This is a genomic window from Dietzia maris (assembly GCF_014144855.1).
Lineage (GTDB): Bacteria > Actinomycetota > Actinomycetes > Mycobacteriales > Mycobacteriaceae > Dietzia > Dietzia kunjamensis.
In genome coordinates, this window is the sequence record NZ_JAALDN010000107.1 from 1 (window position 1) to 7649 (window position 7649).

11 protein-coding genes are annotated in these 7649 nt (G+C 71.1%); 7 read left to right on the forward strand and 4 right to left on the reverse strand.

Annotated elements, in window-relative coordinates; genetic code table 11:
- On the reverse strand, positions 1–637 hold a 637-nt coding region (locus tag G6024_RS04115; protein ID WP_159148135.1), incomplete at its 3' end, for an oxygenase MpaB family protein.
- A gap of 249 nt (positions 638–886) precedes the next feature.
- Here G6024_RS04115 and G6024_RS04120 point away from each other — a divergent pair.
- From G6024_RS04120 to G6024_RS04140, 6 genes are all read left to right on the forward strand, one after another.
- Positions 887–1693 (forward strand): SDR family oxidoreductase, encoded by an 807-nt coding sequence (locus G6024_RS04120; protein ID WP_082923945.1) that lies wholly within the window; start codon positions 887–889, stop codon positions 1691–1693.
- Positions 1694–1713: 20 nt separating this feature from the next.
- Positions 1714–2265: an LpqN/LpqT family lipoprotein gene (locus G6024_RS04125; protein WP_067716929.1), complete on the forward strand. Its 552-nt coding sequence runs from the start codon at positions 1714–1716 to the stop codon at positions 2263–2265.
- A gap of 64 nt (positions 2266–2329) precedes the next feature.
- Positions 2330–2989: a dTDP-4-dehydrorhamnose 3,5-epimerase gene (rfbC, locus tag G6024_RS04130; protein ID WP_096906977.1), complete on the forward strand. Its 660-nt coding sequence runs from the start codon at positions 2330–2332 to the stop codon at positions 2987–2989.
- Positions 2990–3044: 55 nt separating this feature from the next.
- Positions 3045–3179 (forward strand): DUF8730 family Cys-rich protein, encoded by a 135-nt coding sequence (locus G6024_RS16875; RefSeq protein ID WP_256385633.1) that lies wholly within the window; start codon positions 3045–3047, stop codon positions 3177–3179.
- A 174-nt stretch (positions 3180–3353) separates the two neighbouring features.
- Positions 3354–4130 (forward strand): enoyl-CoA hydratase, encoded by a 777-nt coding sequence (locus tag G6024_RS04135; protein ID WP_069390183.1) that lies wholly within the window; start codon positions 3354–3356, stop codon positions 4128–4130.
- 27 nt (positions 4131–4157) lie between these two features.
- Positions 4158–4682: an arsenate reductase/protein-tyrosine-phosphatase family protein gene (locus tag G6024_RS04140; protein ID WP_069390182.1), complete on the forward strand. Its 525-nt coding sequence runs from the start codon at positions 4158–4160 to the stop codon at positions 4680–4682.
- A gap of 72 nt (positions 4683–4754) precedes the next feature.
- Here G6024_RS04140 and G6024_RS04145 read toward each other — a convergent pair whose 3' ends face one another.
- On the reverse strand, positions 4755–4916 hold the full coding sequence (locus G6024_RS04145) for a hypothetical protein (RefSeq protein ID WP_167457827.1): 162 nt from the start codon (positions 4914–4916) through the stop codon (positions 4755–4757).
- Between the two features lie 39 nt (positions 4917–4955).
- On the opposite strand from G6024_RS04145, the gene G6024_RS04150 reads away from it, so the two are divergent.
- Entirely contained in the window at positions 4956–5306 is a 351-nt protein-coding gene (locus tag G6024_RS04150; protein WP_083249822.1) for a DUF4229 domain-containing protein, read from the forward strand.
- Between the two features lie 108 nt (positions 5307–5414).
- Here the strand turns inward: G6024_RS04150 and G6024_RS04155 are convergent, their stop codons facing one another.
- Both G6024_RS04155 and G6024_RS04160 read right to left on the reverse strand, forming a co-directional pair.
- Positions 5415–6278, reverse strand: coding sequence for a hypothetical protein (locus G6024_RS04155; RefSeq protein ID WP_194307242.1), 864 nt, complete (start codon positions 6276–6278; stop codon positions 5415–5417).
- A gap of 93 nt (positions 6279–6371) precedes the next feature.
- Positions 6372–7649 (reverse strand): FtsX-like permease family protein (locus G6024_RS04160; RefSeq protein ID WP_338122129.1); only part of this gene is annotated, 1278 nt, incomplete at its 5' end.

A 7649-nucleotide genomic window follows, 5' to 3' on the forward strand; every position in this document is an offset into this window, starting at 1 on the left:
TCGTGCACGACCGGTGCGCGATCACCGAGTTCTCCGTGACCCCGGGGCAGGCGCGGGCGTCCTCCCGGAGCTTCCTCGCGGCGCGGCGACCGGCATCGGTGGGCCGGGCGCGGCCGCGGGACCTGCGCAGGAGCTGCTCGAGTTCGCGGACGGTCGAGGGGAAACTGCGGGCACCGTGGAGCCGCGCGAGGCCCGCCCACTGGTAGACGTACCGGTCGGATTCGGCGGGGGACAGGGGACGCCCCGAGAAGCGCTGGAAGGCGACGAGCAGGGCCCACGTCATGGCGGCCTGCGACCACTCGATCAGCCCGGGGTCGGAGCCGTAGAAGTAGTCGCCGTACTCGGTGGTGCCGGAGAACGAATTGTGGTCACGGCGGGCGTGCTCGATGGTCACCATGGCGTCGTCGACCGTGCCGAACGTCGAGATCTCCACGAGGTCGTGCAGGTAGTCGTCCATCGTCCACGGCTCGGCGTCCGCACCGCACGCGATCATCCCGGCGGAGTAGGCGGGGTCGGCGGCGAGCATGAGCAGACCGGTCGTGATGCCGATCGGGGTGGACACGTCGCCGTGGACCCGCCAGATGGGATCGCTCGCCGTGAACCACCGCGGGCCCGGGATATCGAGGATCGAGCACACGGGTGAGTCCGCGCCAGCGCGTGGAATTAGTGGTGACATGCACACACCCCGGGGTAGTGGAGCCGCCCGAGGGGGCGGCCGGATGGGACCTGTCACGAACTCTAGCGCCCGGCGGCGCCGTAGTGAAGGAAAGCCGGAGGGTCCGCTGAGGAGATGCCGTGAGGCCCCGGCGCGGCCTGGCACACCGACATGGCCTCTAGGCTGGGCGACGCACGCCAGACGCATTCCGACCCTCGCAAGGAGACGGCTGTGACCGCTACCCCCCTGCCCGCCCCCCGGACCGGCCCCGTCGTCCCGGACCGCTTCGCCGGCCGCACCGCGCTCGTCACCGGCGCGAGCCGCGGGATCGGCCTGGGCATCGCCCGTCGCCTGCTCGCGGAAGGCGCGTCGGTGGTCATCACGGCGCGCGGCCAGGAGGGGCTCGACGACGCCGTCGCCGATCTCGGCACACCGGAGCGGGTGCTGGCGGTGGCGGGCAAGAGCGACGACGAGGACCACCAGCGTGAGGTCGTGGCCCGGGCCGAAGAGTCGTTCGGGCCCATCGACCTGCTGGTCAACAACACCGGGATCAACCCGGCATTCGGCCGCACGGTGGACATCGACCTGGCCGCGGCCCGCAAGATCACTGAGGTCAACGCCCTCGGCACCCTGTCCTGGACGCAGAAGGTCTACCACTCGGGCCTCGGCGAGCGCGGCGGCGCCGTCGTCAACATCGCCTCCATCGCCGGCCTGGCACCGTCGCCGGGGATCGGCTGGTACGGCGCCACCAAGGCGTTGGTCATGCGGCTGACCCAGGAGCTCGCCGTAGAGGTCGGACCCGCCGTGCGCGTCAACGCCGTCGCCCCGGGCGTGGTCAAGACCAGGTTCGCCGAGGCGCTGTATTCCGGCCGCGAGGAGGCCATGTCCGCGGCGCTGCCGGCCGGGCGACTGGGGGTGCCCGACGACATCGCCGGTCCCGTGGCTTTCCTGCTGTCCGATGACGCGCACTGGATGACCGGGCAGACCCTCGTCGTCGACGGTGGCGCGCACATCGTCGGCGCGGGACTACAGGGCTGACGGGGCGCGGGGACCCGGACATGACCTCTATCCAGGAGTACTGCGCGTCGACCGGTCGCATTCTCGAGGCGAGCCCACCGATGGCCGTGGCCGCACAGCCGCTGACCTGGGTGGACAGCCCGCCGTGGCAGCGCATCGAATCGCCCGAGCCGTCCGCGGTGATCTACGTGGACCCGGGTGCGCACCGTGACGGGTTCTCACCCAACGCGGTGGCCACCTGCGCCCGTGTCGCGCCCGCGATGGACACCGAGCAGGCGGTCGAGATGATCGTCGCCACCGCCGACGCACTGCCCGACTGGACTCTGCTCGAGCAGGTCGCCGGTGAAGGGGACGAGTCCGCCGGCGCCGTCCGCAGCGTCTACCGCTACCTGCGGGGCATGTACACGGCCGAGCCGGGCCGGATGGCGACCTCGAGTCTGATCGTGGGATGGAGCGACGACGAGGCCACCTACATCTTCCAGTTCGTCGTCACCGGCTGGGACGAGGACGCCTCCGTCCACGACGACGCCATGGGCTGCCTGCTGATCGGCGAGTGGACGGCAGCGCAGATCGTGGACGCGATGCGCGGCTAGGGTGGTCGTCACCCGGGCGCCGGGGGCGACCGGGATCGATAGACAACGGGAAGGCGGGACCGGAGTGCAGCTACGCGAGCTCAGCGTGTCGGGGGCGTGGGAGATCACCCCCCGGCAGATCTCTGACGACCGCGGGGTGTTCCACGAGGCGTTCACCGACGAGACCTTCCGTCGGATGACCGGCCACCGTTTCGATCTCGCGCAGGTCAACGTGTCGGTCTCGGGGGAGGGGGTCCTGCGCGGCCTGCACTTCGCCGAGGTCCCGCCCGGTCAGGCCAAGTACGTGCTGTGCCCGTCCGGCACGGTGTTCGACGTGGTCGTGGACGTCCGCGTGGGCTCGCCGACCTTCGGTGAGTGGGCCGGGGTCATCCTGGACTCCGTGGAGCAGCGGGCGATCTACATCCCCGAGGGCGTGGCGCACGGTTTCCTGGCCCTCGAGCCGCAATCCACGGTGATGTACTTCTGTTCGGAGGGCTGGCGGCCCGGGGCCGAGCACGTCATCGACGCCTTCGATCCCAAGATCGCGATCGACTGGCCCGGATCGGCCCTCGACGGCACCTCGATCGAGCACGTCATGAGCGAGCGCGACCGCGACGCCCCGAGCCTGCTCGACGTCGCCGCTGCGGGCCGGCTCCCGCAGTGGGAGGAGTGCCGGGCCCACGTCGAACGACTGCGTGAGGCCACACCCAGGGTCGACGCCGAGTGGCGGCCGGACGAGAACTGACATACCCTTACGGGTATACCCCCTAGGGTATGATGTCGGATCTGAGGAGATTCTTATGTGTTACCCCGTCACCTGCCCCGTCTGCGGCAAGACCACGTGGGACGGCTGCGGTCAGCATGTCGACCAGGTCAAGGACACCGTCCCCGCCGAGCAGTGGTGCGACGGCACGCACGAGGCCGCCGCGAACTGACCCGGTCCGGTCCGGTCCGAGCCGGGCCCGGCCCGGGGCCCGGGGTGACCAGAGGGGAGCGCCACGCCCCTCGCCACGCCCCGGTGGGGGCGCCCCGGCCCCGTCCCGGCCCGTCGACGGGCGCCGCGGGGTAGAACCAGGGGAGGCTAGCCCCTCATCCCCTCCGGAGGCCCCATGAGCACCCCCTTCGTCCTCGTCGAGCGCAGCGGCCCGATCGCCCGCGTCACACTCGATCGGCCCGAGCGTCGCAACCCGCTCTCCCTGCAGATGATGCGGGAGGCGACGGCGGCGATCCGCGACCTCGGTGACGACCCGGACTGTGGGGTCGTCGTGCTCACCGGGTCCGGCCCCGCACTGTCCGCCGGGCACGAGATCGGTGAAATGGTCGACCGCACCCTCACGCAGGAGCGCGAGGTCTTCACCACGTGCGTGCAGCTCATGGAGACCATCCAGGCGATCCGGCAGCCGGTCATCGCCGAGGTGCAGGGCCACGCGATCGCCGCCGGCTGTCAGCTCGTCGCCACCTGCGATCTGGCCGTGGCGGTCGACACCGCGCGTTTCGGCACCCCGGGCGTGAAGATCGGCCTGTTCTGCTCGACCCCCATGGTGGCGGTCTCCCGCTCCATCGGCCGTAAGCGGGCCATGCAGATGCTGTTGACCGGTGAGACGATCGACGCCGCCACCGCGGTGGACTGGGGGCTGGTCAACGAGGCGGTGCCCGAGGGCCACCTGCGTTTTCGGGTCGATGAGCTGGCGCTGCAGATCGCCGACTCCAGCCCGCTGACGTTGGAGATCGGCAAGCAGGCCTTCTACAGGCAGATCGATCTGCCCCAGGACGAGGCGTACCGCGAGATGGCCGAGACCATGGCCACCAACGCCGTCACCTGCGACGCCCAGGAGGGCATGTCCGCGTTCCTCGAGAAGCGCGCCCCGCAGTGGCGCGGGGAGTGACGCGCAGCGCGCACTAGGATCGTCGCCATGGCGATCTCGGTGATGACGGTGTGTACGGGCAACATGTGTCGGTCGCCGCTGGCCGAGCGTCTGTTGGCCGCGCGAACCGCGGCAGCCGGACTCGATGTGTCGGTCGACTCCGCGGGGACGCGGGCGGCCAATGGCGTCGAGATCCACCGCGAGACCCTGCGGGTGCTGCAGGGGTACGGGGGAGACGGCGGGGGCTTCGCGTCGCGACTGCTCACAGCCCGGCTGCTGACAGGACGCGACCTCGTCCTCACCGCGACCCGGGCGCACCGCGATGCCGTGCAGGAACTGGCGCCGTTGCTGTGGAAGAAGACCTACACGATCCTGGAGGCCGCCCGGCTCGCCGACTCCGACGAGTCCGTCACGCTCGCAGGTCTGTCGCGGGCGAGGTTGGGTATCGACACCGACGATCCCGCGCTCGACGTGGAGGATCCGATCGGCCGGGAGCCGGAGGTGTTCGACCGCACGGGGGCGCAGATCAGCGACGCCGTGGACTCCATCGTCCGCCTGCTGTCACGCAACTGACCCGGCCGACGAGACCTGTCCGGGCAGGGCTGCATCGGGCAGGGCTGCGCCGGGACCCGTGCGCTGCCGACGTCAGGGGTCCAGCGGTTTGCGACGGTCCAGATCCCGTAGGAAATCAGGGTCGTCGTCCGGGGCGATCACCCGTGGGGGAGCCGGCCGTGACCCGGGCCCGAAGGCCCGCCACAGCAGGATCGCCACGGTCACCACTCCGATGAGTGCGAACAGCCAGATCACTCGAACCTCCTTCCCACCACGATACGTATCCTGGGGACCATGAGCGAGCGAGACGAGACAACACACCCCGCGGAGGGGACGGCCAGCCCGGCGGCCAGACCGGAGGGGTCCGCGCCCGGCGCGCGACTGGCCCGCAACATGGTCGTCTACACCGTCGTCCGACTTCTGCTGGTGGTGGCGTTGACGCTGCTCATCATCGGGATCGGCAGCCTGGCGGGTGTGCAGGTCCCCGTGCTCGTCGCCGCGATCATCTCTGTGTTGATCGCGTTGCCCCTGTCGATGGTGCTGTTCAGCCGGATGCGCGCGCAGATCAACTCCGATATCGCGGCGGTCGACGCCGGACGACGGGAGAAGCGCGAGGACCTGCGCCGTCGGATGAACGAGGCCTGACGCTCGTCGCACCAGGCCGGCGCGCGGTGTCCGGCCGGAGTTCACGCCCGGCCGGAGTTCATGCCCGGCCGGAGTTCACACCCGGTCGGAGGGCATGCCCTCGGAAGGTCAGCCCTGCGGGCCGCCCGGCCAGAACGACCCGGGCCAGCGGAATGCGGGGAGCCCCACTGACGTCCCCGACTCGGTGGGGGTCTGCGACCCGGTGGGGCCGACCGACCCCGACGGGGCGGCGGACATCACGGATGTCAGCGGGCCCGGCTGCGGTTCCTGCGGCGCCTCGGTCACGGTGGGCACCGTCGTCGGCTGCTCGGACGAGCCGGTCCCCGTGGGGGTGGTGTCGCCGGGTTCGGTGGTGCCGGGAGTGCTGGTCCAGGGAGTGGTCGGATCCGTCACGACGGGCTCGGTACCGCCCGGCTCGGTCGTGGGCGGCGTCGTGGGCGAGGTGGGCGACGTCCCGTCGGTCGGGCTCGTCGGGGAATCCGGATCGTCCGTGTCGGGATCCTCGGTGCCCGGCTCATCCGGATTCTCGGTCGTCTCCCCGTCGCCGAGGAGCTCCTGATCATCCTCGAACCCGATATCGGTTCGCGGCTGGGCGGGCGTCCACTGTTCGCCCGTCGTCTCGACGGGTGCGGTCTCGCTGGGAGGCGCGTAGGTACCGGCCTCCTCGTCGGGTACGTACAGTGCCCCGGGAGCGGGCTGGACCCCGATGTAGTACCTGCTCAGGCAGTGATCGGTGACGTTCTGCGATCCGTCGGTGAAGATGGTGAGGCCGGGCGTCCCGCCGTCGGCCTCCGTCGCGCATCGCGCGATGAACTTCCCGAGCTGCTCGTCACGCTCGGTGGTGGTCGGCGACGTGATCTCCGTCGCGGACGCAGAGCGCGGAGCCTCGGAGAGCACCTGTGGCTCCGGCTGCGCGCAGGACGCGGCCACCAGCGCTGTTGCGCCGGCCGCGAGGAGCACCCGAGTTCTCATAACGATAGTGTCTCAGTTCTGCCAAAGGATGGCTACCGGACGGACGGGGTGGAGTCTTTTTCACCCCGGAGGACGGTCGGGAAGCGCGACCATCTAGTCCGACCCGACCCGGGATCGGACCGCCCCGACGGAGGCGACGGCGGCGGCGAGGACAGCCGCGAGGACGCCCCCGAACCCCACCCTCACCAGATCGGCCACGGGTACACCATCGTTACCGACCCCACCGAGGTCACTGAAGATTCCTCCCGCGCCGGAACCGGTCCCCGTGAGCGCGGCCGCCCCGGCCGTGCCGAAGGCCGCCCCCAGCAGCACGCCCAGGGCTGCGGCACAGGCGGCCACCAACGCGGTCTCGAGGACAAGCATGATCCACACGCCGAGGCGGGTGACCCCGACACCTCTGAGCAGGGTGATCTCCCGGGTCCGTTCCCGGACCGCCAGCGTGAGCGTGTTGACGACCCCCACCAGGGCCAGTGCGACCGCCACCGCCAGCAACAACGAGCTGGAGGTGAGGACGGTCCGGACAGAGGTGGCGATCTGCTCGCGGGAGGCGAAGCTCTCGGTGACGGCCGCATCGGGCGCGGCGTCCACGACGGCGGAACGCACGCCCTGCAGTGCCGACTCGAGTTGCTGACCGGCCAGAGAGTCATCCATGCGCAGCCAGACCTCGGTGCGTGGGACGAACTGGGTGGGCACCTCCACGCCCTCCGGCCACGGGGACCCGTCGGGCAACTGCGCCACGGGCCAGGCCGGCACGCTCCCGGGCGCGGCCAGGGCCCACTGATCGCTCGTTCGACGCACGACCAGGTCCCGACCGTCGTCGTCGGAAAAGAAGGTGAACCGGACGGTCTCGCCGTCGCGGGCACCGGCGGCCACGGGGGAGGACTCCGGGAGCACGATCTCCCCGGGCCCGGGCAACACGACGTCGCGGCGCATCACGTCGTCGACCCGCTCCGGCTCGGCGACCCTGAGGACCGTGCGCTTTCCCCCGGGACCCTCCGCATACATGTCGGTGACGACCAGGGACTCGTCCACGCCCGGGAGCTCCGCCAGCGTCCCCGGCAGTGCCTCGGGCAGGGTGTCGCCGCTCGATGCGGTCACGGCGATGTCGAGCGGGACGCGGTCGACGAGCCTGGCCTGGATCGCCGGTCCGAGCAGGGCGATGCCGGTCACCATCGTCGCGGTGAGAGTCACGCCCACCAGGACGGCCGCCGAGGTGGCGGCGGTGCGGCGCGGACTGCGGGCGATGTTCCGTGCGCCGAGCAGGCCCACCGGGCCGAGCAGCACTCCCACCACGCTGCCGAGCGCCCCGAGCAGGGTGGGTAGGGCGCCGGCGACCACGGCCAGCATCCCCAGGAACGCGAGAACGCCCCA